Source organism: Phycisphaeraceae bacterium, from assembly GCA_040222855.1.
In the GTDB taxonomy this organism is placed as follows: Bacteria; Planctomycetota; Phycisphaerae; order Phycisphaerales; family Phycisphaeraceae; genus Mucisphaera.
Window position 1 is genome coordinate 436,830 of the sequence record JAVKCD010000025.1, and the last position, 26,764, is coordinate 463,593.

Annotated in this window: 21 protein-coding genes; 15 read left to right on the forward strand and 6 right to left on the reverse strand. The window is 61.3% G+C overall.

The window, feature by feature from the left end; translation table 11 throughout:
• Positions 1 to 28 precede the first annotated feature (28 nt).
• Positions 29 to 490 carry a nucleoside-diphosphate kinase gene (gene ndk / locus RIG82_11600; protein MEQ9461583.1) on the reverse strand — a complete coding sequence of 154 codons (462 nt, stop codon included), beginning with the start codon at positions 488 to 490 and terminating at the stop codon, positions 29 to 31.
• A 434-nt stretch (positions 491 to 924) separates the two neighbouring features.
• Between ndk and RIG82_11605 the strand changes: the two genes are divergently transcribed.
• The 4 genes from RIG82_11605 to RIG82_11620 all read left to right on the forward strand — a co-directional run bounded on the left by RIG82_11605 (position 925) and on the right by RIG82_11620 (position 6,688).
• The gene (locus RIG82_11605) at positions 925 to 1,494 is read left to right on the forward strand and encodes a 3D domain-containing protein (protein MEQ9461584.1); all 570 of its coding nucleotides are present in this window, start codon (positions 925 to 927) and stop codon (positions 1,492 to 1,494) included.
• Between the two features lie 72 nt (positions 1,495 to 1,566).
• Positions 1,567 to 2,769 carry an efflux RND transporter periplasmic adaptor subunit gene (locus tag RIG82_11610; protein ID MEQ9461585.1) on the forward strand — a complete coding sequence of 401 codons (1,203 nt, stop codon included), beginning with the start codon at positions 1,567 to 1,569 and terminating at the stop codon, positions 2,767 to 2,769.
• A 17-nt stretch (positions 2,770 to 2,786) separates the two neighbouring features.
• On the forward strand, positions 2,787 to 6,125 hold the full coding sequence (locus RIG82_11615) for an efflux RND transporter permease subunit (GenBank protein ID MEQ9461586.1): 3,339 nt from the start codon (positions 2,787 to 2,789) through the stop codon (positions 6,123 to 6,125).
• 125 nt (positions 6,126 to 6,250) lie between these two features.
• Complete coding sequence (locus RIG82_11620; protein ID MEQ9461587.1) at positions 6,251 to 6,688, forward strand: DUF2203 domain-containing protein; 438 nt, start codon at positions 6,251 to 6,253, stop codon at positions 6,686 to 6,688.
• 57 nt (positions 6,689 to 6,745) lie between these two features.
• On the opposite strand, the gene RIG82_11625 is transcribed toward RIG82_11620, so the two are convergent.
• Positions 6,746 to 7,468, reverse strand: a complete 723-nt coding sequence (locus tag RIG82_11625; protein MEQ9461588.1) for a glycosyltransferase family 2 protein — start codon at positions 7,466 to 7,468, stop codon at positions 6,746 to 6,748.
• 95 nt (positions 7,469 to 7,563) lie between these two features.
• Here RIG82_11625 and metF point away from each other — a divergent pair, with 95 nt between their 5' ends.
• A complete protein-coding gene (gene metF, locus RIG82_11630; GenBank protein MEQ9461589.1) occupies positions 7,564 to 8,481 on the forward strand; it encodes a methylenetetrahydrofolate reductase [NAD(P)H] in 918 nt (305 codons plus the stop codon).
• A 94-nt stretch (positions 8,482 to 8,575) separates the two neighbouring features.
• Positions 8,576 to 10,081 carry a regulatory iron-sulfur-containing complex subunit RicT gene (gene ricT / locus RIG82_11635; protein MEQ9461590.1) on the forward strand — a complete coding sequence of 502 codons (1,506 nt, stop codon included), beginning with the start codon at positions 8,576 to 8,578 and terminating at the stop codon, positions 10,079 to 10,081.
• Between the two features lie 25 nt (positions 10,082 to 10,106).
• Here ricT and RIG82_11640 read toward each other — a convergent pair whose 3' ends face one another.
• The 3 genes from RIG82_11640 to RIG82_11650 all read right to left on the reverse strand — a co-directional run bounded on the left by RIG82_11640 (position 10,107) and on the right by RIG82_11650 (position 12,692).
• Complete coding sequence (locus tag RIG82_11640; GenBank protein MEQ9461591.1) at positions 10,107 to 10,964, reverse strand: hypothetical protein; 858 nt, start codon at positions 10,962 to 10,964, stop codon at positions 10,107 to 10,109.
• On the reverse strand, positions 10,961 to 12,226 hold the full coding sequence (locus RIG82_11645; GenBank protein MEQ9461592.1) for an aminotransferase class III-fold pyridoxal phosphate-dependent enzyme: 1,266 nt from the start codon (positions 12,224 to 12,226) through the stop codon (positions 10,961 to 10,963). Before RIG82_11645 ends, RIG82_11640 begins: the two co-directional genes overlap by 4 nt.
• Before the next feature lie 142 nt (positions 12,227 to 12,368).
• Positions 12,369 to 12,692, reverse strand: coding sequence for an HU family DNA-binding protein (locus tag RIG82_11650; protein MEQ9461593.1), 324 nt, complete (start codon positions 12,690 to 12,692; stop codon positions 12,369 to 12,371).
• A 391-nt stretch (positions 12,693 to 13,083) separates the two neighbouring features.
• On the opposite strand from RIG82_11650, the gene dnaK reads away from it, so the two are divergent.
• Positions 13,084 to 14,988 carry a molecular chaperone DnaK gene (gene dnaK, locus RIG82_11655; GenBank protein ID MEQ9461594.1) on the forward strand — a complete coding sequence of 635 codons (1,905 nt, stop codon included), beginning with the start codon at positions 13,084 to 13,086 and terminating at the stop codon, positions 14,986 to 14,988.
• 119 nt (positions 14,989 to 15,107) lie between these two features.
• Here the strand turns inward: dnaK and RIG82_11660 are convergent, their stop codons facing one another.
• On the reverse strand, positions 15,108 to 16,046 hold the full coding sequence (locus RIG82_11660; GenBank protein MEQ9461595.1) for a hypothetical protein: 939 nt from the start codon (positions 16,044 to 16,046) through the stop codon (positions 15,108 to 15,110).
• 184 nt (positions 16,047 to 16,230) lie between these two features.
• Here RIG82_11660 and RIG82_11665 point away from each other — a divergent pair, with 184 nt between their 5' ends.
• The 8 genes from RIG82_11665 to rph all read left to right on the forward strand — a co-directional run bounded on the left by RIG82_11665 (position 16,231) and on the right by rph (position 26,760).
• Positions 16,231 to 17,061, forward strand: a complete 831-nt coding sequence (locus tag RIG82_11665) for a hypothetical protein (protein MEQ9461596.1) — start codon at positions 16,231 to 16,233, stop codon at positions 17,059 to 17,061.
• A 108-nt stretch (positions 17,062 to 17,169) separates the two neighbouring features.
• Positions 17,170 to 18,666 carry a hypothetical protein gene (locus RIG82_11670; protein ID MEQ9461597.1) on the forward strand — a complete coding sequence of 499 codons (1,497 nt, stop codon included), beginning with the start codon at positions 17,170 to 17,172 and terminating at the stop codon, positions 18,664 to 18,666.
• Between the two features lie 27 nt (positions 18,667 to 18,693).
• On the forward strand, positions 18,694 to 21,351 hold the full coding sequence (locus tag RIG82_11675) for a protein kinase (protein MEQ9461598.1): 2,658 nt from the start codon (positions 18,694 to 18,696) through the stop codon (positions 21,349 to 21,351).
• Positions 21,348 to 22,652: a hypothetical protein gene (locus tag RIG82_11680; GenBank protein MEQ9461599.1), complete on the forward strand. Its 1,305-nt coding sequence runs from the start codon at positions 21,348 to 21,350 to the stop codon at positions 22,650 to 22,652. Before RIG82_11675 ends, RIG82_11680 begins: the two co-directional genes overlap by 4 nt.
• A gap of 32 nt (positions 22,653 to 22,684) precedes the next feature.
• Positions 22,685 to 23,581, forward strand: a complete 897-nt coding sequence (locus RIG82_11685) for a sigma-70 family RNA polymerase sigma factor (GenBank protein MEQ9461600.1) — start codon at positions 22,685 to 22,687, stop codon at positions 23,579 to 23,581.
• A 63-nt stretch (positions 23,582 to 23,644) separates the two neighbouring features.
• Positions 23,645 to 23,968: a FeoA family protein gene (locus RIG82_11690; GenBank protein MEQ9461601.1), complete on the forward strand. Its 324-nt coding sequence runs from the start codon at positions 23,645 to 23,647 to the stop codon at positions 23,966 to 23,968.
• Positions 23,965 to 26,010 (forward strand): ferrous iron transporter B, encoded by a 2,046-nt coding sequence (locus tag RIG82_11695; GenBank protein ID MEQ9461602.1) that lies wholly within the window; start codon positions 23,965 to 23,967, stop codon positions 26,008 to 26,010. The genes RIG82_11690 and RIG82_11695 overlap by 4 nt, the downstream gene beginning before the upstream one ends.
• Before the next feature lie 42 nt (positions 26,011 to 26,052).
• Positions 26,053 to 26,760, forward strand: coding sequence for a ribonuclease PH (gene rph, locus RIG82_11700; GenBank protein MEQ9461603.1), 708 nt, complete (start codon positions 26,053 to 26,055; stop codon positions 26,758 to 26,760).
• The last annotated feature ends 4 nt before the right edge of the window (positions 26,761 to 26,764 follow it).

A 26,764-nucleotide genomic window follows, 5' to 3' on the forward strand; every position in this document is an offset into this window, starting at 1 on the left:
CTCGTGGGGTCTTGGTTGTGTTGAGGGCTTAGAGGTCGGAGGGGTCGTAGACCCAGGTGTCGAGGGTTCGTGGTGTGGTGTCGAAGTCGTTGTCGGGGAACCAGAGTTTGAGTTCGCGTTGGGCGGATTCTGGGGCATCGGAGCCGTGGATGAGGTTGTATCCGCCTGACATGCCGAAGTCGCCGCGGATGGTTCCGGGCTCGGCTTTCTGACCGTTGGTTGAGCCGATGAGTTTGCGGCAGACGGCGATGGCGTTGAAGCCTCGGATGGCGATGATGACGGAGGGGGATGAGGTGACGAAGCCGAGGAGGCCGTCGTAAAAGGGCTTGCCGGCGTGCTCGGCGTAGTGCTGTTCGGCGAGCTTGCGGGGGATTTTCATCATTTTGAGGGCGACGAGGGAGAGGCCTTTTTTCTCGAAGCGGGCGAGGATTTCGCCTGCGAGACCGCGTTGGACAGCGTCGGGCTTGAGGATGATGAGGGTGGTTTCCATGGCAGGCTCCAGGTGTTGATTTGCGGGGTTCAGCTTGCGGAAGTCCGGGCTGGACAGGGTGTTATCGCCGAGACGGGGCTTGTCCGCAAGCGGCGGGTGAGGGCTAGCCGGTCAATATTGTGGTGAAAAGGGCGTAACGGATGTAGGGGCTGGTTAAGTCGGGTTGAGTTTAATCCGAGGAAGCTTTGGGGCGCATGGTCCGTGCGGACGTGTGAGTAGTTGGCAAGGTTGACCAGGAAACCCGGCATGAATCCCGTTCTGAGGCTACAATGACAGATCACTTTAAGGCCATGCACCCGGAACCTGCGACCATGGTTACGCCTGTCTCTCAATCAACCCAGCCGGATTCGGCGAAGCTAAATCGTCTGCGCCGTCGTATCCGTCGGACCTGGCGCGTGGTTAGCGTATTCGGTATAGCAGTTATCGGCATGCTGATGGGTTCGGCTGCAGCGGTTTTGGTTCATGCGCCGTCATCTGCGGGGAGTCTGACCTTGTTGGCGATCGATTCGTCATCAGCGGCGGCGCAGCGTGAGGCTGGGGAGGAAGTCACGGCAGCGGACGTGGATTTCGAGGCTCAGTTGCAGCCTGCAGACCATGAGGAGCGGATTGTTTTTGATGGTCGTCCGTTGCAGTTGCTTGGTGAGATTGAGATGACGGTCACGGCGTATAGCCCTGATGAGCGTTCGTGTGGTCCTTGGAATGATGGGTTTACGGCTTCGGGTTACAGCGTGTGGACCAATGGGATGCGGCTGGTAGCGGCGGATACGCGATTGCTGCCTTTTGGGACGGTGCTGACGGTGGATGGCTACAACGAGGGTTCGCCGGTGCAGGTTCTGGATCGTGGTGGGGCGATCAAGGGTAAGCGACTGGATGTTCTTTTTGCCACGCATGAGGCGGCTCGTGAGTGGGGCGTTAAGAAGATTCGGGTGAAGGTTTGGGGTTATAGCGATCAGGCCTCAGCGGCCCTGCCGAGTGCGTTGGAACTCATTCGCACGGGTGGTTGACCCTCTACGTCACGATCTCTAGAGTGCTAGGGCTGATGGCATCGTCCATCGGTCCCGCCTGTGAGGTCGTTCGTGTCCACAAGTTCATCCAAACCCTGGGTTATCTGGCTGCCTGTTGTGTTGGTGGTGGCGGTGATTTCGTCAGGCGCTATGTGGTATGTGATGCGGCCGCCTGCGGAGGTTGGTGGTCCTGAGGGTGCGGGTGGCATGCCTGAGATGATGGGGCCTCCGCCAGCGAGTGTGTTGTCTGCGGTTGTGCGGCAGGAATCGTTAAGCCAGGTGCAACGGATTACGGGTCGGTTACGCGAGGTGAGGCGGGCGCGGGTGGCGAGTGAGGTTGAGGGGAAGATTTTAGAGTTACCGGTTGAGGTTGGTGACAGGGTGGTCGCTGGCGAGACGTTGTTGGCGCGGGTGGATGGGGTGTGGGCTGATCTGGATTTGGAGTCGGCTGAGGCGGAGGTGGCTTCGATCATGGCGACGCTGAATCAGTCGCGGCGTGATCTGGAGCAGTTGATTCAGCTGGAGAAGACGCGGTCGGCGGTGGTGAAAGAGGTCGAGGATCAGCGCTCGGATGTTGAGGCATTGGAGGCAGCGCTACAGGCGGCCAAGGCGAGGCGGGCGCGGATGGCGCAGTCGGTCGAGCGGCTGGAGGTGTTGGCGCCTTTTGATGGCCGGGTGACGGCGAAGTATGCGGAGGTTGGGGAGTGGGCGGAGTTGGGGTCCGAGCTTGTCGAGATCGTATCGGTTGGGTCGATCGATGCGGTGGTGGATGTGCCTGAGGGGTTGGTGAACGGGCTTGAGATGGGTGGTGTGATCGAGGTGGAGATTGAGTCGACGAGTGAGGTGGTTGAGGGCCGGTTGGTGGCGGTCTCGCCGGATGCGATGAATGCGGCGCGGACGTTTCCGGCGAAGATTCGGCTGGATGATGGGGGCGGACGGTTGCTGGCTGGTATGAGTGTGCGGGCGCGGGTACCGGTGGGGTCGCGGGAACCGGTGTTGCTGGTATCTCGTGATGCGGTGCAGTTTGGGTCGGGGACGCCAACGGTCTGGGTGGCAGCTGAGATGCCGGATCAATCGATGCCTGCGGCGATGCCTGTGATCGTGCAGGTGTTGTTCCCGACGGGGGCTGACTATGCGGTGCGGGCGGCCCCCGGTGGTCCTGCGGGGATGCCGCCTATGCTGTTTGAGGGTGCTCAGGTGGTTGTGCAGGGAGCGGAGTGGTTGTTTCCCACGCGTCCTTTGATGATTCAGCCGGCACCGACGGTGGCGCGTTAGGCGAGAGCGGAGACTTCGTGGACATTATCCGCTTTGCCGTTGACAACCCTGTGAAGATCACTGTGGGTGTGATTTTGTTGGTGTTGTTTGGTTGGGTATCGCTGATCAATACGCCGGTGCAGCTCACGCCGAATGTTGATCCGACGATTATTACGGTGAATACGGAGTGGACGGGGCGGAGTCCTGAGGAGATTGAGCGGGAGATCATTGAGCCGCAGGAGGATGTTCTCAAGAACGTTGACAACCTGATTGCGATGACGGCGACGGCGAACCAGGGGTCTGCGGAGATTGAGCTTGAGTTTCTGGTGGGGACGGATCTGGATGCGGCGCGTCTTGAGGTTTCTGACAGTCTTCGGGAGGTGCCGGAATATCCGGATGATGCGGAGGAGCCGGTGGTGACGACGGGGGAGGCGGGCGCAGGGAGTCCGATTGCGTGGTTGCTGCTGGAGGATCGGGCGGGGCGTTTTGATATTCAGAAGTTGGGTGATCAGATCGAGGAGCGAGTCAAGCCGTTTCTGGAGCGGGTCCCGGGTGTGAGCGAGGTGCGGGTTTATGGGGGTCGTGACCGAGAGGTGCATCTTGAGTTTGATCCGTACAAGATTGCGCAGCGTCGGGTGACGGTGGATCAGCTTCGTGATGCGTTGCTGCGGGAGAATACGAATATCTCGGCTGGGGATATGCGGGAGGGTCAGTATGCGACGGTGATTCGGACGGTGGGTCAGTACGAGAATCTCGATCAGATTCGGGATACGGTGGTGACGGCGGATGCGGAGGGCGGGCCGATCCGGATTCGTGATCTGGCGACGGTGTCGCAGGGGTTTGCGGAGCGGCGGAGCTTTGTGCGTTCGCGGGGTCAGGTGTCGATTGCGCTGCCGGTGTATCGGGAGCCGGGTGCGAACGTGATCACGGTGATGGAGGGGGTGGACGAGCGGCTGGTGGAAGTCAATGAGGTGGTGCTGCCGCAGATGGCGTTGATTGCGCAGCGTGATCTGGGGTTGGCGGAGGCGCCGGACCTGTACATCCGGAAGGTTTATGACGAGACGGGTTATATCTATGACGCGCTGGGGTTGGTGCAGAGCAATCTGTTTATTGGTGGGTCGCTGGCGATTGTGGGGTTGTTGTTCTTCTTGCGTAGCGTGCGGCCGGTGATCGTGGTGGCGATCTCGATCCCGATTTCGGTGATTGGGACGTTTGTGGTGATGTATGCGGCGGGGCGGAATGTGAATGTTATTTCGCTGGCGGGGCTGGCGTTTGCGGTGGGGATGGTGGTGGACAACGCGATCGTGGTGCTGGAGAACATTGACCGGCATCTGTCGATGGGCAAGAAGCCGATGGTGGCGGCTTATGACGGGGGCAAGGAGGTGTGGGGGGCGATTCTGGCCTCGACGCTGACGACGCTGGCGGTGTTCGTGCCGGTGCTGACGATTCAGGAGGAGGCGGGGCAGTTGTTCCGGGATATCGCGCTGGCGGTCTGTGCGTCGGTGACGTTGTCGCTGATCGTGGCGATCACGGTGATCCCGACGATCTCGGCGCGTCTGCTTAAGACTCGGGGGAAGCGGGATCGTGATGAGGCGAGGCGGCCGTCGGTGTTGTCGCGGGTGGGCGGTGCGATTTCGGGTGGGTTTGCGGGTTTTATTCATTCGATGCTGGAGCCGGGGCCGGTGGGTGTTTTGGGTCGTTTGTTGGTGGTGGGGTGCTTCTTTACGGTGTCGGTAGCTGGTGCGTTGGCGTTGATGCCGCCTACGGATTATCTGCCGCGGGGGAACCAGAATCTGGTGTTTGGGATTCTGATTGTTCCGCCTGGGTTGGACATTTCGGCATCGGAAGAGATTGCGCTGCGGGTGGAGTCGAAGCTGCGTCCTTACTGGGAGGCGACGGATTACGGTGATCTGGAGGGTGTTGAGCCGTTGATTCATCCGTTTACGGGCCAGCCGGTGGAGGGTGCGCCGCCGCTGGAGAACTACTTTTTTGTGACGTTCTTTGGCGGGGTGTTCAACGGGGCGACGAGTGTTGACAAGAACAATGTTGAGACGATCGCGCCGCTGCTGTCTTCGGCAACGACCAGTACGTGGGGGATGGGTTTTGCACAGCAGACATCCTTGTTTGGGCGCGGTGCGGCGGGGTCGCGGTCGATTGATATTGATATTTCGGGTGAGACGTTGGAGACGGTTCGAGCGGCGGGTTCGGCGATTCAGGGCGGGGTGATGGGGAAGTATGGGCCGATGGCGGTCCAGCCCAGTCCGACAAACTTTGACAAGCCTGCGCGTGAGATCCGGTTTGAGATTGACCGGGTGAAGGCGGCGGAGTTGGGGATTGATGTTCGGGCGTTGGGCGATGCGGTGGCTGCCCTGGTTGATGGTGTCGTGGTGGGTGATTTTCGGGTTGCGGGTGAGATGATCGACCTGCGGGCTCAGGCGGATGGTGGTTTGGCGGGTCAGCCGGAGCGGATTGCGGAGTTGCCCTTGGCGTATCGGACGCCTGGCGGTGAGGTGGGTGTGGTTCCGGTGTCGAGTGTGGCGCGGTTCAGTTATGCGCAGGCTCCTCAGCAGATTCTGCGGCTGGAGGAGCAGCGAGCGGTGACGTTGTCGGTGACACCCCCTGATGAGGTTCCGCTGGAGTCGGCGACGGCAGAGCTGCGTGCGATGATTGATGGCATGCGGGCTCAGGGACAGATTTCGCAGGACATTACGGTTGCGTTGACGGGATCGGCGACGAAGCTGGAGCAGGTTCGCGAGGCGTTGCTGGGGCACTGGGCGGGTTGGACGATGGAGACGGTGCGGTCGCTGGGATTGAGCCGGATGTTCCTGGCGGTGCTGGTGGTGTACCTGCTCATGGCGGCATTGTTTGAGAGTTATTTTTATCCGTTGGTGGTGATGATCACGGTGCCGTTGGCGACGTTGGGTGGTTTTATTGGTCTGGCGATCACGCACGCTTATGTGCCGGGGCAGTTGCTTGATGTGCTCACGATGTTGGGGTTTGTGATTCTGATCGGTGTGGTGGTGAACAACGCGATCCTGATTGTGCATCAGGCGCTGAACTTTATGCGCGGGGAGGCGGATACCGACACTGGCGAGCGGGGTCAGAAGCTGGCTGCGCGGGAAGCGATCCGGGAGTCGGTGCGAACGCGTTTCCGGCCGATCTTTATGACGACGACGACTTCGGTCTTCGGGATGCTGCCTTTGGTGCTGATGCCTGGGTCGGGGAGCGAGTTGTATCGAGGGCTTGGGAGTGTGGTGGTGGGTGGGTTGATTGTGGCAACGGTGTTCACGCTGGTGGTGGTGCCGTTGTTGCTGAGTCTGACGATTGACCTGAAGCATCTGTTGGGGCTGGAGAAGGAAGGGCGGCTGGAGGCTTGACCCTTCCAGGAACCTAACCGGATATCTTGCTGAGGATTGCATGGAGGCGGGGGCGTTACCCGATACAGGGGGTGAGAAGTTGGTTGCGATCTGCGACCGACGTGCCAGGTGAAAGGGCCCCGCCGATGGTTGTTCGCGATTCCTCAGCCAGCTTGGAAGTCCCGGTTCTCAGCCGCGTCCGATATTTTGATGCGGTGGAGGCGAATCGTTCGCTGGTTTATGTCCGTCGTATTACGGAGGATATTTCATCGGCGTATGGTGAGGTGGTTCGGCTTCGGCTGAAGTTTGAGAGTGTGGGGCATCACGATCACGATGGCGTGCTGGAAGAGCAGTACAAGCGGGCGATGGTGCGGTTGTCGGATCTGGTGGATGAGTTGCAGCTTGCGGGGGTTGAGCTACGGGATTTTGAGACGGGTGCGGTGGATTTTCCTGCGATGAGTGAAGATGGTGAGATTTATCTTTGCTGGAAGATTGGTGAGTCAGCGGTGGAGAGCTGGCACGATGCGGAGAGCTCGTGTGACCAGCGGCGGCCGATCAGTGAGTTACCGCGTCTGGTGGGATGATCCGGAAGAGCTATAGATCAATCATCGAGTGACCCCGGAGTCTTGCTCCGGGGTTGTTTATTGGGTGCGTTTTCGTTCTGAGTACCAGAGGGCGGCGATGGTGGAGATGATTCTGACGCCAACGCGAGCACTGATCCAGAGGGAGCCGGTGATTTTGCTGCGGCCGGCGCGTCGTTTTCGGTAGGGGACGTCGATCTCGATGGTGCGGAGTCTACGGGTGGCGGCTTTGACCTGCATCTCGATGGTCCAGCCCCAAGTGCGGTCTTTCATGTCGAGGGCGAGGAGCGAGGGCCAGCGGATCACGCGCATGGGTCCGAGATCGCGGTAGCGTTTGCCTGTGGTGAGTCGGGCGAGGAAGCAGGCGAGGGCGGTGCCGAATCGTTGGTGAGGATCGAGGGCACCGGGTTGGGCGTGGCGTGTGCGGCTGCCTAGGACGAGGTCTTGCTGGCCCTCCTCGATGGGTTCGATGAGGCGTGGGAGCCAGGCGGGGTCATCGGAGAGATCGGCGTCGAAGAAGGCGACGGCGTCGGGGAGAGGTGAGCGTCTTTTGGCGTGGTCATCGGCGATCCAGTCGAGGGCGGCGAGGCAGGCGCTGCCGTAGCCCATGGAGGTCTCGGAGACGACGATTCCGCCTTGCTGGCGTACGAGATCGGGGGTGGCGTCGGTGGAGCCGTTGTCGGCGACGATGATTCTGCGGAAGGTGTTTTGGGGTAGTTCGGCGAAGAGGGCGGGGATGTTCTCGGCTTCGTTTCTGGCGGGTATGACGAGGTCGACGATCACGTGGTGGGGACTCCGCTGCGTTTTGAGGTTATGTTGGGCGTGTTGAGAGGGCTGTCTTTCGAGCCTAACTGGTCGTTATTGAGAGCGGGTTAATCATGCATATTCAGGACATCTTCGCCGAGCATCCAACGACATTCTCGTTTGAGTTCTTTCCGCCTAAGTCGCCGGAGCTGGCGGAGGACCTTTATCAGAACATTCAGGAGTTGCAGGAGCTGCGGCCACACTTTGTCTCGGTGACTTATGGGGCTGGGGGATCGACGCGGGAGGTGACGCATGATCTGGTGTTGCGGCTGAAGAAGACGACGACGCTGGACCCGATCCCGCATCTGACGTGCGTGTGTCATCAGAAGGCGGAGATTGGTGAGATCCTGGATCAGTACCTTGCGGCGGGTGTGAGTAATATTCTGGCGCTTGGGGGTGATCTGCCTCGGGATAAGCCGGACTGGGATCGTGCTCAGGATGCTTTTCGTTATGCGGCGGACCTGGTGACTTTTATTCGTGAGCACGCTGAGCGGGCGGGGCATCCGGATCGGCGGGGGTTTGGGATTGGGGTGGCGGGTTTTCCGGAGGGTCATCCCGGGACGCCTAACCGGCTGGATGAGATGGATCATTTGAAGGCTAAGGTTGATGCGGGCGCGGACTACATCTGCACGCAACTGTTTTTTGACAACCGGGATTTTTATGATTTTCGTGAGCGTTGCGAGTTGGCGGGGGTTGCGGTTCCGATCATTGCGGGGCTGATGCCGATCGGATCGACCAAGGGGATGCGGCGGATGGCGGACTTGGCGGCGGGGTCGCGTTTCCCGGCCGCCTTATTGCGGTCACTGAACCGGGCCGGGGATGATGTGGAGGCGGTGCGGCGGGTAGGGATTCACTGGGCGACGGAGCAGGCGCGGGACCTGTTGGACCATCAGGTGCGGGGGATTCATTTTTATACGCTGAATAAGTCGGATGCGACGCGGCGGATTTATGAGAGTCTGGGGGCGGCGGATTCGGCGAAGTTGTCTTTGTGAGCGGCTGCGTCGGTCTGGTGTGTATACTGGTATATGCTCGTCACTAGACGGGCTTAACTGATCCGTGTTCGGGCCTCCTTGTCGTGCCGAGTCGATGAGGGGACGTAAAAAACGCCAACTCGGTGACAACAAGCGTCACGTCACGCCGGTTTCGCTGGCGGTGGTGTTGTTAGAACACGGAGACCCTATGTCAGGCAGTATTACGCCTTTACCGATCATGCTTTCTGAGGAAGACCAGGCGATTTACGATCGTCTGGAGCCGCCAAAGACGATGGTGGTGAGTTATGGGTATCAGAAGCGGGTGGCGGAGTTGCCCTACGACGGGGATGGGAAGCCTGGGTGTGGTTCGAAGATGGTGATCCGGACTCAGCGGGGGACTGAGATCGGGGAGATGCTGACGACGACGTGCACGAACTCGGGTTGCGGGAAGTCAGTGTCGCGGAGCGAGATGCTGGAGTACATCAAGAACTCTGGTGGGAAGGATTATCCGTTTTCGACGGACGGGAAAGTCCTGCGGGTAGCGACGGTGGAGGATCTGCAGGAGCAGAGTCGGATCGATGGTGACAAGGCGGAGATGATACGTCGGGCGCGTGAGCATGCTCGGGAGCTAGGTCTGCGGATGAAGGTGGTGGAGGTTGAGCCGTTGCTCGGCGGGGAGCGGGTGATTTTTTATTACACGTCGGAGCAGTGGATTGATTTTCGTGAGCTGGTGAAGCTGTTGGCGACGGATTTCTCGACGCGGATTGAGATGCTGCAGGTCAATGCGCGTGAGGAAGCGAGGCTGGTGGCTGATTATGAGAAGTGTGGTCAGCAGTGCTGCTGTAAGCAGTTTTTGAAGGTGCTCAAGCCGGTCTCGATGCGTTCGGCGAAAGTTCAGAAGGCGACGTTGGACCCGCAGAAGATTTCGGGTCGGTGTGGGCGGCTGATGTGTTGCCTGCGATATGAGGATCAGACGTACGAACAGCTTCGGAAGAATCTGCCTCACAAGAAGACGGTGGTGGAGACGGAGGATGGTGTTGGGATCGTGATTGATTCGCAGATCCTGACGCAGTTGGTGTTGGTACGGATTGGTCAGAGTCCGCTGGGGGCGTACCCGCTGGAGAGTGTTCGGATTCTGACGAAGGAGGAGGCATCGGACTGGCGTCAGAAGATGGCGGAGGAGGAGCGGGAGCGAGCGGAGGCTTGGGAGCGGCGAACGGCTCGTCGGGCGGAGCGGAGCGGCGGGAGTGCGCCGCGGCCGCAGTCTTCGCCGGCGGCTGCGCCTCGTCCTGCTGCTGGTGGGGACTCGGGCGATTCGGGTCAGGAAGGGGAAGGGAAGAAGCGTCGTCGTCGGCGGAGGCGTCCACGTCCTGGGCAGCCGTTGGGTGAAGGTGAGGCTGAATCGCGGGAGGGGACGCCTTCTGACCAGATGCCGAATGAGGGCGGTGATGCGCAGGCATCATCGGGAGAGGGTGGTGAGAGTCGTGAGGGTGCACCGAAGAAGCGTCGGCGGCGCAGGCGGCGGCGACGCGGGGGTGGTGGCGGCGGAGAAGGTGGCGGTGGCGGTGGCGGCGGAGAAGGTGGCGGTGGGGGTGATGGTCCGCCTTCGTCGGATGGCTGATTCCGAGGGTGTTCGACTTGTATGGTTATTGTGATCCCGGGTCGATGCTTTCGACGCGGATGATGACGATGCGTTGCCAGACAATTCCGCCTCGTTCGAGGGCGAGGAGAGGCACGGCTATGGGCAGGCCTGGGGGTTTTACTTGTCCCTGGTCATCGGGGGCCTGGAGGGGCTCCATGAGGCGTTGGCCGGTTTCGGGGGCGAGGGTGAAGAGAACCGCGGTACCGGTTGCGGCGGGTAGAGAGAGGGCGAGGGATTCGAAGAAGCGGTAGCGGTCTTCGAGGTTGGTGATGGGTTCGGTTGAGAAGCGGGCTGATGTGATCTGCTGGGCGGGGACGGCGGCGACGGTGAGTCGGTCGGCGATGGTTTTCTGGAGGATGATCCGGAGGCTGAGCGGGCCGCGGGTGAGGGTGGGTTCGCCTTGCCCGGTATCGACGGCGAAATCGATCGCGAGGCGGCGGGTTTCGAGGACGGCGATGGAGCCTGTGGTGATCTGGCTGCGCTCGCGTCCCATGGGCCAAGAGGGTGGTGGGAGTTCGGAGATCCAGCGGGTGATCTGATTGGACGGGAGTGTGCCTGCGACGAGTCCGTTGGTTCGGAGTCGTTCCAGGACCGAGGGGCTGAGGCTGTCACTGGCGAGTTGCTGCCAGGCTTCGGTCAGGTCGGTGGTGATGGGAACGCCGACGATCAGGGTGGAGAAGATGGCGTTGGCTGGGCGTGTCATGACGCCTTCGGGCGGCCCGGGGCGCGTGAGGTCGGAGCGGATGTCGACAAGTTTGGGGAGGTCTTCGTTGCGGGGCTGAGATATTTCCTGGCACGCGGGGAGGAGCAGCGTGAGTAAAGCCAGGCATAGCGCGGCTGGTAGGTGAGGCTTGAGGGTCATCCGTCGTTTCCGGAGAGGACGGCTTCGAGGGCGGAGAGTCCGTCGTTGAGGAGGTCTTCGGGGATGGTGAGGGGGGGTGCGAGGCGGAGGACGCCGTTCTTGGTGGCGTTGATCATCACGCCTCGTTGGATGAGGGCGGCGACGATGTCTTTGACGGTGGATATGGCGGGAGGGAGTTTGGTGTCGTTGATCTCGATGCCTAGGAAGAGTCCGGAACCGCGGACCTGCTTGATGGCGGGGCAGTTGTTGGCGGCGGCATCTCGGAGACGTTTCATGGTGGCCTGGCCCAGGTTATGGGCTCGCTGATCGAGCTTGTCCCGTTCGATGATTTTGAAGACGGTGGCGGTGGCGGCCATGGCGAGGCAGTTGCCGCCCAGGGTGGTGGCGTGGAAGACCCTGCCGTGCTTGGGTGCGGAGTAGAGTTCGGCGATGTCGGGTTTGGCGCACATGACGCCAACGGGCAGTCCGCCGCCTACGCCTTTACCGAGGGTCATGATGTCGGGAGTGATGTTCCAGAGTTGGTGGCCGAAGACGCGACCGGTGCGGGCGCAACCGGTCCAGACCTCGTCGGCGATGAGCAGGAGGTCGTGGGTGTCGCAGAGTTCGCGGAGTTTGGTGAAGTAGTCGGGGTCTGGGACGTGGATCCCGCCTTCGCCTTGGATCGGTTCGACGATGATGGCGACGGTGTCGTCGTCAATGGCGGCTTTGATAGCGTCGATGTGGTTGTAGGCGACGTTGGTGAAGCCGGGGAGGAGGGGTTCGAAGCCCTGACGTACGGCGAGTTGCCCAGTGGCTCCCATGGTGGCGAAGGAGCGACCGTGGAAACTGAGGGTGGCGGAGATGACTTTGTAGCGGCCGAACTCGCTGATGGATTTCCCACGGTTGGCTTTGCCATAGAGACGGGCGAGTTTGATGGCGGCTTCGTTGGCGTCGGCACCGGCGTGCGAGAAGAAGGATTGCCCGCCAAAGCCGAGTCGTTGGATGCGCTCGGCGGCATCGACCTGGGGTTCGGTGTGGAGGAGGTTGCCGACATGCCAGAGTTTATTGGCTTGGTCGGTGACGGCTTTGACCAGTTCCTGGTGGCAGTGGCCGAGGACTGGGGCACCGAAGCCGGCGAAGAGGTCGATATAGCGTTTACCTTCGAGGTCGTATAGGAGCGAGCCTTCGCCGCGTTCGATGGCGATGGGAAGGCGGGCGTAGTTGGGTGAGAGTGCCTTGTCGTGGCAAGCGATGAGGTCTTGCGTCTTGGTGGTGGTCGTCACGCTGGACTCCGTGTTCGTGAGCTATTGGGGTGCGGGTTATGAGATCATTGTGCCCCGATGTGTGGGAAAAGAAAAACCCCGCGGCCGAGGCCGCGGGGCAAGGGGGGCGATCAGGATGAAGCACCCCGGGTCAAGGTAATGGTCAGACCATTTCCTTGAGGGGCTTGAGGGCACGGAGCTTGACGACCGTGGTGGCGGGCTTGGCGGAGATCTTGATTTCTTCGCCGGTGGCGGGGTTGCGGCCCATGCGAGCCTTGGTGGCCTTCTTCTTAAAGCGGACGATCTTGAGGAGTCCGGGGACGGTGAAGGCGCCGGAACCGCGTCCTGAGCCGACTTCCTTCTTGATGAGGGTTGTCATGGACTCGAAGACGGCGGCGACTTCTTTTTTCGCCAGGCCGGTTTCATCGGCGATGGCGGAGAAGAGCTGGGTCTTGGTGAGGGGTTTCTTTGCTGCGGCTTTAGCCATGGTTACGCTCCTTCGTTGGCTGCTTTGGGGCCCGCGTGCGTCCACTGTGGACGACTGATTCGAGTTCCCATCCGCCAAGGTTATCGCACCTTGGCGCGAGTTTCCTGTAGTTTTCCGTCTCAAATCTATCTGGGGCTCATTTTAGCCCTTGAATCACGGGCCTCCGAGCCCCGGACTGCGCAGAGACCTCCCTGGTACAGGGGCATCCTGGGCCGGATGGAGTTGTCAGAATGGCAGGCGGGGTTGGGTGCCAGGCTGCGTTGGCAGGCTGAAAACAGGGTTTTCCGGCTATGAGTGGGTTGTGGCGGGTGGCATCGGCTTTGCGAATGGAGATAGGCAGGCCGGTTGAGTCTCCGGCTGTGATACGACCCTCCGACCAGGAGACAGACCTATGTCAAAGATCATTGGTATTGACCTCGGCACCACGAACTCTGTGGTGGCGGTGATGGAAGCGGGCTCGCCGAAGGTGCTGATCAACAGCTCGGGCAGCCGGACAACCCCTTCGATTGTGGCGTTCACGGATAAGGGTGACCGGCTGGTGGGCCAGCAGGCTAAGCACCAGCAGGTGACGAATCCGATGCACACGGTGTTCTCGATCAAGCGGTTCATGGGCCGCCGGCACAGCGAGGTTGAGAACGAAGAGAAGATGGTCCCTTATGAGATTACGGGGGGTAATGAAGAGCTGGTGAAGGTGAACGTCCGTGACAAGACGTACACGCCTCAAGAGCTTTCGGCGATGATTCTTCAGGACTTGAAGAAGACGGCCGAGGATTATCTCGGTGAGTCGGTGGATCGAGCCGTAATCACGGTGCCGGCCTACTTCAATGACTCGCAGCGGCAGGCGACCAAGGAGGCGGGTGAGATTGCTGGCCTCACCGTTGACCGGATCATCAATGAGCCGACGGCGGCTGCCCTGGCTTATGGCCTTGATAAGAAGGCGAACGAGAAGATTGCTGTGTTCGACCTGGGTGGTGGCACCTTCGACGTGTCGATCCTTGACGTTGGCGATGGTGTGTTCGAGGTGCTTGCGACCTCGGGTGATGGCCATCTGGGTGGTGACGACTGGGACGAGGCGATTATTGATTACCTCGCTGAGGAGTTCCGTAAGAAGGAGGGGGTTGATCTTCGTAAGGACGCGATGGCGCTGCAGCGTCTGAAAGAGGCTGCGGAAAAGGCGAAGTGTGAGTTGTCATCGTCGCAGGAGACCACGGTCAATCTGCCGTTTATCACGGCGACGAATGAGGGGCCGAAGCACCTTCAGATCACGTTGACGCGGGCGAAGTTCGAGGCGATCTGTGATTCGCTGTTTCAGCGAATTCGCGGGCCGGTGGAGTCGGCGATCAAGGATGCCGGCCTCAAGCCGGGTGATATTGATGAGGTGGTTCTGGTCGGCGGATCGACTCGTATGCCGAAGGCTGCCGCGATCGCCAAGGAACTGTTTGGCAAGGAGCCGAACCGAAGCATCAACCCGGATGAGGTCGTGGCGCTGGGCGCGGCGATCCAGGGCGGTGTTCTGCAGGGTGATGTTAAAGATGTGCTGCTGCTGGATGTGACGCCTTTGTCGCTGGGGATTGAGACGCTTGGCGGGGTGATGACGAAGCTGATCGAGCGGAACACGACGATCCCGACGGAGAAGTCGGAGACGTTTTCGACGGCGGCGGATAATCAGAGCGAGGTGACGATCCATGTGCTGCAGGGTGAGCGTGAGTTTGCCAATGATAATCGGTCGCTAGGCCGTTTTAACCTGACGGGTCTGCCTTCGGCGCCGCGAGGTGTCCCGCAGATTGAGGTGACGTTCAAGATTGACTCGAACGGTATTTTGAATGTTGGCGCCAAGGACAAGGGGACGGGCAAGGAGCAGTCGATCGAGATCAAGGGTTCATCGGGTCTGTCGGACGATGAGATTGGCCGGATGAAGCAGGATGCTGAGGCGCATGCGGATGCTGACAAGGAGCGTCGTGAGCTGGTGGACACGCGGAATCAGGCTGAGAACGCTGTGTATCAGATCAAGAAGCAGCTCGAGGAGCATGGCGACAAGGTGCCTGCAGAGCTGAGAGGAGATATCGAGTCGGGCATCGCCAGCGTCGAAGAGAAGGTCAAGGAAGACGATAAGGACGCGATCAAGTCTGCACTGAATCAGTTGCAGGAAGCGGGCATGAAGCTCGGCGAGGCGATCTACAAGCAGACTGAGCCTGGTGCTGCTGGTGAGGCTGGCGGCGGCGAGGAGGCTGCTGGCGGCGAAGCAGATGCGGATACCGATGACGTGATCGATGCTGACTACGAGGTCAAAAAGTAACACCCCCCACCCCCAGCCCCCGCATTTATGTCCAGCGGTATCGTTGGAGTAAGACAAAGAACAAGGCCCGTGGTGATGACCACGGGCCTTGTTTATTTGTTGGTGTTGATTAGGTATTGTTACTCGTTGTGCTCTTCTTCGTGGTTCTCATCGGCATCGTGATCTTCGTGATCTTCGGCGTCATCGTGCATGTCGGCATGAGCTTCATCGTGATCATGGGTGTGGGCTTCTTCAGCCGGTGGTGCGGGGGGCTCGGGGAGTTCGTCGATGCGGGCGTTCATCGGTCGGATGAAGGAGCCGGGGCTGGGATCGACGAAGCGGATGTTGGAGATCTTGGCGTGGCCCTTGGGAGTGTCGGATTTTCCGGTGGCGGGGTCCCAGTGGTAGAAGGTCCAGTCGGTGGCGAAGGCGACGCCCTCGACGGTTTTGAAGGCGTTGTATTCGATGAGGCTGGGGCTTTCTTCGGCTTCCTGCTGGGACTTGCCATAGGTGACGATATAGGCCATGGCGCGGAGGGCGTCGGTGTCGGGGTCTTTGAGGAGGATGTACCAGTCGTCGGGGGCGTCGCCTACGGATGAGTCGAAGGTGAGCTTCATGGCGGCGAGGTGGTTTTGTTCATCGAGGGGGGCCATGCCGATGTCGTCGAGATTGGTGCCCTGATCGGCGAGCTTCATGGGCGCGGCGAGGAAATAGGGCCAGGTGAGGGCGTGGAAGCGGGCCATCTGGATGGGAGCATCGTTGGGGGTGACCCAGGCGTTGAAACCATCGAAGACGATGGTGGAGCCGTCGTTGAGTTCCATGCGGACCTTGCCAGCGTCGGTGTTGAAGACCATGTTGCCAGCGATGATGGTGGACCCGCCGAAGTCGACGGTGAAGTCGGCCTGAACGGCATTGTGTTTGTGATAGCGTTCGGCCCCATGGGCGAGTTCGATGGCCTCGATGAAGGCGGGTTTTTCCGGCTCGACCATGACAGTCTCGTGGTGGTCGGTGGTGTGACATCCGGTCACGCTGAGGAGCGAGACAGAGAGCAGGGCAGTGAGGCGTGTGAATCGGCTCATGGATCATCCTCGTTAATCAGGGTGAAAGGAGCTGTGAACATACGGGCTTGAGGCGATTTCGGCTACTCGGGGCGGGTTCTCGGGGCTGGGGTGCAAGATTTCCGACGCGCTGGCGACCACCTATCTGAGCCGGCAGTGGGCCGGGTCAGTCAGCCTCATCCGCCCGAGTGGCAGGAGGATCAAGATGATCTGCACAGCAGCGAAAATTGCCGGGGTCGGGATTGTCGGGACCGCCGTGATCGGCGGGCTTATCTTTGGTAGTGAGCTTGGGAGTTACGCCCATTCCTCTTGGCATTCGGTGAAGACGTCGGTTCGGGATTCGGTTCCGCTGGAGATCGAACTGCAGCGGGCCCGTGACCTGCTGGGTCAGATCATCCCGGAGATGCGAGCTAACATCCGGCTGATTGCTGAGGAGGAGGTCGAGCTGGAGAATCTCAATCGAGAGATCGCTCGGGCAGCAGGGCGGTTGGACGACCAGCGACAGGCGGTGGGGAATCTGCGGTCGATGTTGTCGGTTGAGCAGGTTTCTTTCCGTTCGGGCGTCCGCGAGGTGTCTCGTGACGAAGTGAAGCATGATCTGTCGCGACGGTTCTCGCTGCTGCAGGAGGCCGAGGCCTCGGTGTCGGCGAAAGAGCGGCTGCTGGCGGGACGGCAGACGGCGCTGGATGCGGCGATTGCGGCGCTGGAGCGGACTCGGACGCAGAAGGCCGAGTTGGAGGCTCAGATCGAGGCGCTGGAGGCTCAGCATCGGCTGGTGCAGGCGGCTTCGGTTGGTTCGGGAACCTCGATTGATCAGAGCAAGCTGGCCAAGACCAATGAGCTGATCACGCAGATCAAGAAGCGTCTGGACGTGGCTGAGCGGACCTTGGCTCGAGAGGGTCAGTTCATCACTGATCTTGAGATCGAGCCGGAGGCGACGGTCGATGAGACGGCGTTGCTGTCCGAGGTCGATGCCTATCTGGGGCATGACCGGGTGGCGGTGGATGATCGTCGGTCGACGACGGCGACGCCTTGACTTGGGGTTTGTCCGTTCGATGATGTGGTACTGAACCGTTTAGAATCACTCCATGCCCGGCTCGGGCGGAGGTGCACGTTGCTCCTGCTGCAGTTTAAACGAGCCGAGATGGCCCTTGCGGACGGACGCCTGGATGAGGCTTGGCGGATCGTCAGCCTTCCGCGAGTCCGTGAGCATCGGCGCGGTCAGGCTTTGTTGGGTCGGCTCGTTGAGGCCTGGCTGGGTCGGGCCAGTGAGCATCTGGACCATGGTCGACTCGAACAAGCGATGCAGGATTACCGGCGAGCCGGGGCCATCGAGAGCGATGCCCCGGCAGTCGCTGCGTTGGGGGACCGGGTCCGACAGGCGATCCGTGAACGAGACCAGAAGGCAGAGCGTGAGGGATCGGCCCTGCGTCATGCTGCGGATCGGATCGCGGCGGGGGCGTGGTCTTCAGCGCATCGGATTCTGCATGGGTTTGGTGATTCCAACGGGCAGGCGGCGAGCCTGATGCGCGACCTGAGTGCACGAGCGTCGGGCTTTGAGCGTGATCGGCAGGCGGCTGAGGCTGCGCTGGAGCGGAACGATTGGGCCACGGCAGCGGGATTGATTGCTCGGCTACGAGGGCTGCGTGCGGAGGATGGGGCGATTGAAGTCCTTCGTCAGCGGCTAGTTCGCGGGGGTGGGCGTGATCTTGAAGCGGCCTTGAACGCGTCGCGGACGACTCAGGCCGATGCGTTGGCGAGTGTGTTGCGAGCGGTGGTGCGGCCAACCGATGGTGAGGTTGTGGCGCTTGATGTGGTCGAAGCGCTTCGACGCACGCGGATAAGTCTGGTTGAGGGGCGAGTCGGCGAGGCGGCGGATCATGCGGCCCGGGCGGCTGGCCTGATGCCTGAGGCAGGTTGGATCGGACAGATGGGTCAGGAGCTTCGTGAGGTAACCGTGACGTTGCAGCGTGTTGGTGTGGGGCCGTTAGCGGGCTTTGCTGCAGGGGATGCGGAGTATCGAGGTGAGGCAGAGACGGCGGAACTGCCGACGCGGGCGCTGGCTGCGGCCCCGGTCGAGCGAACGACAGCAGAGTTGGGTGGCGTGGAGGTGTTGTCGATCGATGGCGTGGGGGCGTATGTCCTGTGTCGTGGGGGTCGGACAGTGGTGGGGCCTGCGTTGAAATCGGGGGTCGATCTGCCGGTCGTGACGAATCCATCGGCTGGGATGATGACGTTCTCTCGGGAGGGCGAGGGGTATACGCTTGAGGTCGAAGGGGAAGGGCGGGCGCGCCCGGTGCGGGATGGCGAGCGGATCACGTTTGCCCCCGGGACGCGGCTGCGGTTTGATCAGCCGCACCCCGCGAGCGGCAGTGCGACGGTGGCGTTGTTGCGGGGTCGTGTGTCGGGTTCGGATGCGCGGCAGGCGATCCTGATGGATGGTCAGTTTGTGATTGGAGCGGGGGCGCAGGCGCATGTAAGGATCGACACGCTGGAGAGATCGCTGGTTGTCTTTGCCCGGCCTGATGGGTTGTTTGTGAAAAGACTGGGTGAGAGTCAGGAAGGGGTGCAACGATTGGCGTCGGATACGTCCATCGAACAGGATGGTTTGCGGATGCGACTGGAAACGCTCTCAACCTAAGACGGAACGCCAGGAGCAGGGACGGCCATGAACAGCACGCTGAACAACCAAGGGTTCCGTTACCAGTCGGGCGAGCGCCCGCTGGAGGGGTACACGATCAAGCGGGCGGCGGGGCGAGGTGGATTTGGTGAGGTTTATTACGCGGTGTCTGACTCGGGGCGAGAGGTGGCGCTCAAGGCGGTGCAGGGGTTTGCGGATATCGAGCTGCGAGGGATCGCACAGTGCATGAATCTCAAGAGCCCGCACCTGGTGTCGATCTTTGATGTTCGGACCAATGATCAGGGCGTACCGTTTGTGATCATGGAGTATGTGGCGGGGCCGAATCTGCGGCAGTTGATTGATGAGAACCCTTCGGGACTGGGTGAGCAGAAGACGGCGTTCTTCCTGCGCGAGATCGGCAAGGGACTGGCGTATCTTCACGACAGCGGCATCGTTCACCGTGATCTGAAACCGGGCAATATTTTTTATGACGAGGGGTACGTGAAGATCGGGGATTACGGTCTGGCGAAGGCGATGGCGGCGAGCCCGCAGCAGAGTCAGACGGTGACGGTGGGGACGGTTCATTATATGGCGCCGGAGATCGGCGCGGGACGTTATGACCGGGGGATTGATATTTATGCGTTGGGGGTGCTGGTCTATGAGATGCTGACAGGGCAGGTGCCATTTTTCGGATCGTCGCCGGCGGAAATCCTGATGAAGCATCTGGGGACGAAGGTTGATTCTTCGAGTCTGCCGGCACCGTTTGATCGCGTGGTCGCGCGGGCGATGGCGAAGGACCCGGCGGAGCGATATCAGGATGTGCGGGCAATGGTGGAGGATGTTTTTGGTTCGGATCACATCCGGCAATCGGTTTCGGCTTATGGGGCTGAGGACCTGACGGTCTACGCCCGGCGTGCGGCGGAGAAGGTTGGCGGTGGCGCTTCGGGTGGCGAGGGGTTGTCGGACCTGCCGGATTCGTCGAACCCGGATACGTGGCAGGTCGCTCGTGCGGCTGAGGTGACTCGGCGCGTGACCGATGGCCTCGGTGGCGTGGTGGGCGCGCCGCCTACGCCGGTGCAACGAGGGTTTGTCGACATCGATGAGGGTCGTGACCCGATTGGTTCGGTGCAGCGTCTGGTGCTGAGTCTGATGACTCTGGTGGTGCTGGCGGGTGGTGCGACGGCATTGCTTGGTGATGAGATGCTGCAGCCAGTGCTGTTTATGGCGACGGTATCGCTGGCGTTCGGGCAGTGGTTCGGGCTGTGGCGTGCTCAGCGGTGGCTGGGGGACCGGTTGTCGGGTGAGTGGCTGCTCGAGCGGATTGGCTACGGGTCGTTGGCGGCGGCGATGTCAGGCGGGATGGTCTTCCCGTTTGTGGTTTGGTTCTCGCCAGCGACGGAAGAACTCATGTCGCTGTGGTTCGGGACTGTGGCAGCGTTGTTTGTGATGGGCTCTTACGGCGCATCTTCTGCGGCACGGACGCAACGGATTTCGCTGGTGCGTGCGTTGGGGGCGTTTCTGGTCACCTGGGTCGTGGTGAGCATCATGGGGGAACCGGAGGTTGGACTGATTGCGGGAGTGACGGCAGCGGCGGTGGCGCTGGCGTTTCGGGTGAAGGTGCCGTTTGATCCAGCGGCTTCGCAGGTCGCTTATCCGCGAACGGCGGTCGATCGTGCGGTGGCGGAGGAGCGGTCTCGCATTGGGCAGCGTTCGCAGAAGGAACCGGAGCGGATCGAGAAACGGGCTGAGTACCGTGATGCGCCCTCGACCGGGCCGGGACCGGTTGGGTTAGCTGTTCCGACTGGGGAGGACCCGATCATCGATCATGATGATGAGGGTCGTCCGGTGCGTCTATCGCCTAGGTCGCGTTTGCTGGCGCTGATCTTCGTGGCGGCTCCGATGACGATGGTGCCGATTTTCGGGTTGCATCGTTTCTATGCGGGCAAGATCGGCACGGGCATCCTGTGGCTTTTGACCGGTGGGTTATTTGGGATCGGCCAGCTCATCGACGGGTTGTTCATCGTGGCGGGGCATTTTGAGGATAGTCAGGATCGCCGTATCAGGACGTGGTGGCCGGGCGGGCGGCATGCTGTGCGTCGTGAGATGGCATCGGCGAAGAATCGATCCGGGGAGGTTGCGTCAACAGGGTCTCGGTGGACGCCAGCGGATTATGTTGGTTCTGCGGTGTCTGCGATTCTGGGGTTGTTTGCTTATGTGACGCTGCTGGCTTCGGCGGCGGTGGCGGCGGTGTGGCTGTTTGGCCTGCCGTATGCGGTGTCGGCATTTGATCCTGCTCTCGACATGGATGGTCTGGCGTTTGATCTGTTTGGGAACTCGGACTGGCAGCAGAGGATTCTGGCGATGGTTCCGCCTGTGTTGATCACGTTGTTGCTGGCGGGGGTCACGCTGCTGACGCTGGCCCGTCGGTTTTACGGTGTTGGGCACATGATTCGGGGGATTCTTGGTGTGGCGATGATCAGTCTGGCGGTCCTCCCGGCGGCGGATCTGTTTGGGCAGCCGAGTAACACAGAGTCGATCTGGCTGGGCGTGGCGCAGCGCGTATCTGAGCATCATGTTCCTGATGCGGTGTTCTTTTTCTTCCAGTCGATGTCGCTGCCGGAGTTGGTGATTGCCCAGGTGTTCGTGCTGATCGGCGTGTTGTTTATTGTGTGGCCGGCACGACAGCTAGTGGAGGTAGGGCGATGATGACCTTGATGCAAGTCCTTGTCCCCGCGATCGGTGGTTTGATCCTAGTCTTTGCCGTGGTCATCGTGATCGGTGTGGTGGTGTCGATAGTGTTTGCGGGCGGTCGTGGACAGGGTTCGCAGGTGATGCGGTTTCTGCTGGGTGTGGTGGCGTTTCTCGTGAGCCTGAGTGTTGTTGGCGTGATGGTCGGGGTGTTGTTGCCAGCTCTGGGCATTGAGGTTCGGGATCAGGGTAACGTCAATCGAGTTGCGACACTTTCTTCCGAGGCTTCCTCTCAGAGACTTGGCGAAAGGGATTCGAGATCTGGTGAAACAACACGTGGGAGTGCCTGGGACCCGGTGGTGGATGCGAGTTTTGAGGTGTGGCCGCACGCGACGGAGGCGGCCGCGCTGCGGGCGCTCGGGCGGCGGGTCTCGCCCCGGATGGCGGGTGAGTTGGGGCTGGAGTCGGGGGCGTTGGTCCGGATCAACCCCGTGGAGGAGGGGCCGGGGTTAAGGACGATTCAAGGACTGGATAGGGCGGCTAAAGAGTTTGCGGGGGCGCTTGGTCGCGTGGAGCCCTGGCGATGGCAAACCCGAGTGGTGTTGGGTCATCCTCGGGATGATGGGACGCCTACGTTGGTGTTTCGAGGGCGGGTCACGGAGGAGACGTTTGCGGGGACCACGCTGCCGTCGCTGCGGACGTTCGGGGCGATCATCGAGCGAGATCACGTGAAAGTGGCCGAGGTGGCGTCTTTTGTGGATGCGGCCTGGGTGATGCCGACTGCGGGTGATGGCTTACGCGTCATCGGCGAGGTGGGCGAGGCGCAGCGGCTGCGAGGGGTGTACCGGACCCATGATCTGGCGGACTCGCCAGCCTCGGCACGTCGGATGGCTTTGGAGGCAGCGGCGGATGATCTGGCGGATCGATACGCGGCGAGTCGAGAGACGCTGCCGAAGTTAAGGAGTCGAGTTCTGGAGACGCTGTTGGATGAACCGCAGTTGCAGTTGAGGTCGCTGACGCAGGAGATCAGTCGGCCGTATGGCGAGTTGTACCGGACAGCGACAGATCTGGAGTTCCCGATGGATCGGCTGACTCGGATGGCCAGTGAACTGGAGATGAAGCTCCTGGAGCGCGAGCAGACGGTTACGGGGACCTGGGCTGCGGTGGTCGGGGTGATCGCGGCGATCGTGCTGGCGTATCTGGTTTTGAGCATTGCCACACAGGGTTACTACACTTACACGCTGGCGATCGCGGGGTTGCTGGGAGCGGGGATCGTGATTGTTCTGACCACGCTTTGGCTGAGTTATTCAGCGGCCTAATCAACCCAACACCTTGCACGGAAGTCCGCTCCATGCCCGGTCTCAATGAGAGTGATCGTCAACTACTGGATGGGGTGCGTGCGCGTGATCCGGATGCCTGGCAGCAACTGGTGGATCGGTATCACGGGCGTCTGCTGGCGTTTGCGCGGCGGCATGGACCTCGGCCGGGGGATGCTGAGGACTTGGTGCAGGAGGCGTTCATTGGTTTTCTGACGGGACTCGATAACTTCCGGGAGGAAGCGAGCCTGGAAACTTATCTGTTCACGATCTTGCGGCGGCGGATGATCGACGCGAGGCGGTCGCGGCGCGTGCCGTTGTGTGAGGCGTCGCTGCGAACCGATGACGAGGGGAGTCCGATCTCGCGGGCGGAGGGGGCGGAGATGACTGCCTCATGGTACGTCCGCAAGGACGAGAACCGGGAAGCGCTGCGGGGTGCTCTGGCCAAAGGCTTGGAGCAACTCGTGGCGAAGTACCGGGACACGCTGAACTTCAGAGAGTTGATGATCGTCGAGGCGGTCTTTTACGCGCAGCTCAAGAACCGAGAGGTGGCGGAGCTGGTCGAGGGGGCGAGTTCTTCGCATGTGGCGGTCATCAAGCATCGGGCGATCGACACGATCCGGCAGGGTGTGGTGGAGATGCTGAAGGATGAGGGGGCGGCCGGGCTAATCGGGGAGGCGGGTGACCTGCTAACCGAAGTGTGGGAGGCCACGCGGCCCAGTTGTCCCAAGCGGAATACGTTGGGGGCCGAGTTGCTGGGCACGCTGGAGCCAGCGTGGTCGGCATACATCACGTTTCACGTGGATCGGCTGGGGTGTGCGATGTGCCGGGCCAACCGGGACGACCTGCGCGAGGCGACAGCAGACCCGACGGCGAGCGTGGTGCGGCATCGCATTCTGGAGAGCACCATCGGCTTTCTCCGGAAGGGTTGAAGGGGACAATCCACTGGAGCAATGCTATACTGCGACTCAGTTGCAGTTAGAGGAGCCCTTCCGATGGCCGACATTGTAGTTGCAGATGTGGTTAAGCCGCAGATTCTGACGTTGGATGCGCTGCGACGGGGTTCCTGCGCGACGATCCGGTCGGTGCAGGCGGGTCCGTTTGACTCCGAGCGTCTGAAAGCGATGGGGCTTTGTTCCGGACGCCGGGTTACGGTGCTCAAGCCGGGGCAGCCGATGATTGTGACGGTGATGGGGACGCGGATCGGGCTCGACCGGAATCTTGCAAGGTTCGTGGAGTTGGTGCCAGCGGAGTTGGATGGGGCGTGCTGCATGGACCCGCTGGATGGTGAAGTGGAGCGATCGGAGCCGCCAGCGTGACGACGATTTCACTGCCCGTCCGGCCATCGCCCTTGTCAGGCCCGACGGGGCCTCGAATTGTGCTGCTGGGCAACCCGAATGCGGGAAAGACGACGCTGTTTAATCGCCTGACGGGCCTGCGGGCCAAGACGGCGAACTTCCCGGGTACGACCATCGAGCGTCGGATCGGAGCGGTACGTCTTGGCTCTGAAGATGTGATCATCGAGGACCTGCCGGGGTTGTATGCGCTCAACGCGGGCAATCCTGAGGAACGGCTCGCCGCAGCGGTGCTCCATGGCGACCTGGATGGTCGTCCCAAGCCGGAACTGGTGGTGGTGGTTCTCGATGCGACCAACCTGGCGCGCAACCTCTATCTCGCTGGGCAGGCCCGACAAGCGGGGGTGCCGATGGTGGTGGCGCTCAACATGGTTGATCTTGCTCAGGCCAGCGGCATTGAGCTTGATCTCGATGCGCTCTCAGGGGAGTTGGACGCGCCGGTTGTGCCGGTTTCGGCGCGAACCGGAGAGGGTATCGACCGGCTGCTGAGCACACTGGCCGAGACGTTCGCTGAGGAACGAGTCGACCGGCCGGTTCCGGTTGATCTCGAGGCGTGCACGAGTTGCTCGGGCTGCCCGCATGGCGCGCGGTTTGACTGGGCCGAGCGGGTGGACCACAAGGTCTCGCATCGTCCGACGCTTTCGGCGCGTTGGACGGACCTGATTGATCGGGTGGTGACGCATACCTATGTCGGGCCGGGCGTGTTTGCGCTGGTGATGGCGGGGTTGTTCACGACGCTGTTTGTGATCGCGGACACGCCGATGGGGTGGATCGAGTCGTTGTTTGGTTCGCTCGGTGAGGGTGTTGGGGCGGTGCTGCCGGACGGGTATTTCAAGAGTCTTATCGTGGATGGCGTCATCGGCGGAGTGGGTGGGGTTCTGGTGTTTCTGCCTCAGATTCTGCTGTTGTTTTTCCTGCTGAGCCTGCTTGAGGACACGGGTTATCTCGCGCGGGCAGCGTTCGTGATGGACCGATGGTTCCGGAAGATGGGTCTTCCCGGTCGGGCGTTTGTACCGATGCTGTCGGCACATGCGTGTGCGATTCCAGCGATCATGTCGACGAAGGTGATTGAGAGCCGGCGCGATCGGCTGATCACGATCCTGATCATCCCGCTGCTGACCTGTGCGGCTCGGCTGCCGGTGTATGCCATGGTGATCGGGTTGCTGTTTCCCGATGATTTCCTGATGGCTGGCCTGCTGATGACCGGAGCGTACGGTCTGGGGATCGTGGCGGCGTTGGCGGCTGCTTTTGTGATGCGGCACTCGATCCTGCGTGGGCGGCCGGAGTCGCTGGTGCTGGAGCTGCCGACGTACAAGCTGCCGAGCCTGCGGAATGCACTGATGACGGCGTATGACCGGGGCATGGTGTTTCTCAAGCGGGCGGGCTCAGTGATCATGGTGATCGCGCTGGTGATGTGGGCGATGGCGACGTTCCCCGCCTTGCCTGAGGATCGCCTGATGGAGGTGGCCTCGCCCGCAGATCAGGCTCGACTCGTTGAGTTGGCCGCGTTGGAGACACTTCCGGCGACAGATGCCGACATGTTGGAGGCGATCCAGGCCGAGCGTGACGGGTTGTACAACAGCTATGCGGTGGCTCACTCGGTGGCCGGGCGGATGGGCAAGCTCGCCGAGCCGATCTTCGCCCCGCTGGGTTTCGACTGGAAGATCAACATCGGCGTGATCAGCTCGTTTGCGGCGCGCGAGGTCATCGTCTCGACGCTCGGCATCGTGTACGGGTTGGGTGATGATGCGGAGGACGAGGTGGCGCTGCGGACCGTGCTGGCGCAGCAGACTCATCCGGATGGTTCGCCGGTGTTCACGACGGCGCTGTGCCTGAGTCTGCTGGTGTTCTATGTTTTGGCAATGCAGTGCCTGCCGACGCAAGCGATCACCAAGCGTGAAACCGGATCGTGGGGTTGGGCGGTCTTCCAACTCGGCTATATGACCGTGCTGGCGTACACCGCTGCGATGGTGACCTACCAGACGGCTGCTGCACTCGGGTACTGACCAGGCCCGGCAATGGGGGGCACGGGGCGGTAGACTCCCTCCATGCTCAGACGTGCCAACCAGTTACGTGATGTGATAATTGAACGCTTCCCGACGGCAGCCGCCGGGTCCGTGCTGATCCGCGCGGGTGAGACCCGAGTGCTCTGCACGGCGAGTATCGCCAGTGAGCCGCCACGGTGGATCAAACGCGATGAAGCCGGTCAGCCGATTCACGGCTGGGTATCCGCTGAGTACGCGATGCTCCCCGGGTCTACCGGCGATCGCAAGCGACGGGGGCCTGACGGTCGATCGACAGAGATCCAGCGATTGATCGGAAGATCGTTGAGAGCAGCCGTCGATATGGACAAGATGCCTGGGCTGTCCATTACCTGCGACTGCGATGTGCTGTCTGCAGACGGTGGGACTCGGACAGCGGCGATCACCGGGGCGTGGGTGGCGCTGGCTCAGGCTATCGCCAAAGCCCGGGAAGATGGGCTGATCAAGACGAACCCGATCATTGGTCCGGTGGCTGCGGTGTCGGTCGGGATTGTTGATGGCGTCGCTCGACTGGACCTTGATTATATTCTCGACAGCGGAGCTGAGGTCGATCTGAACGTCGTGATGAACCATCGCGGCGAGTACATCGAGGTGCAGGGGACCGCAGAAGGCAAACCGTTCGATCGGGGGCGACTCGATGGATTGCTCGATCTGGCGGCAGGTGGAATTCGTAAGCTGGTCAAGACCCAGAAGGCCGCGCTGGCGGCCGGATAGACCG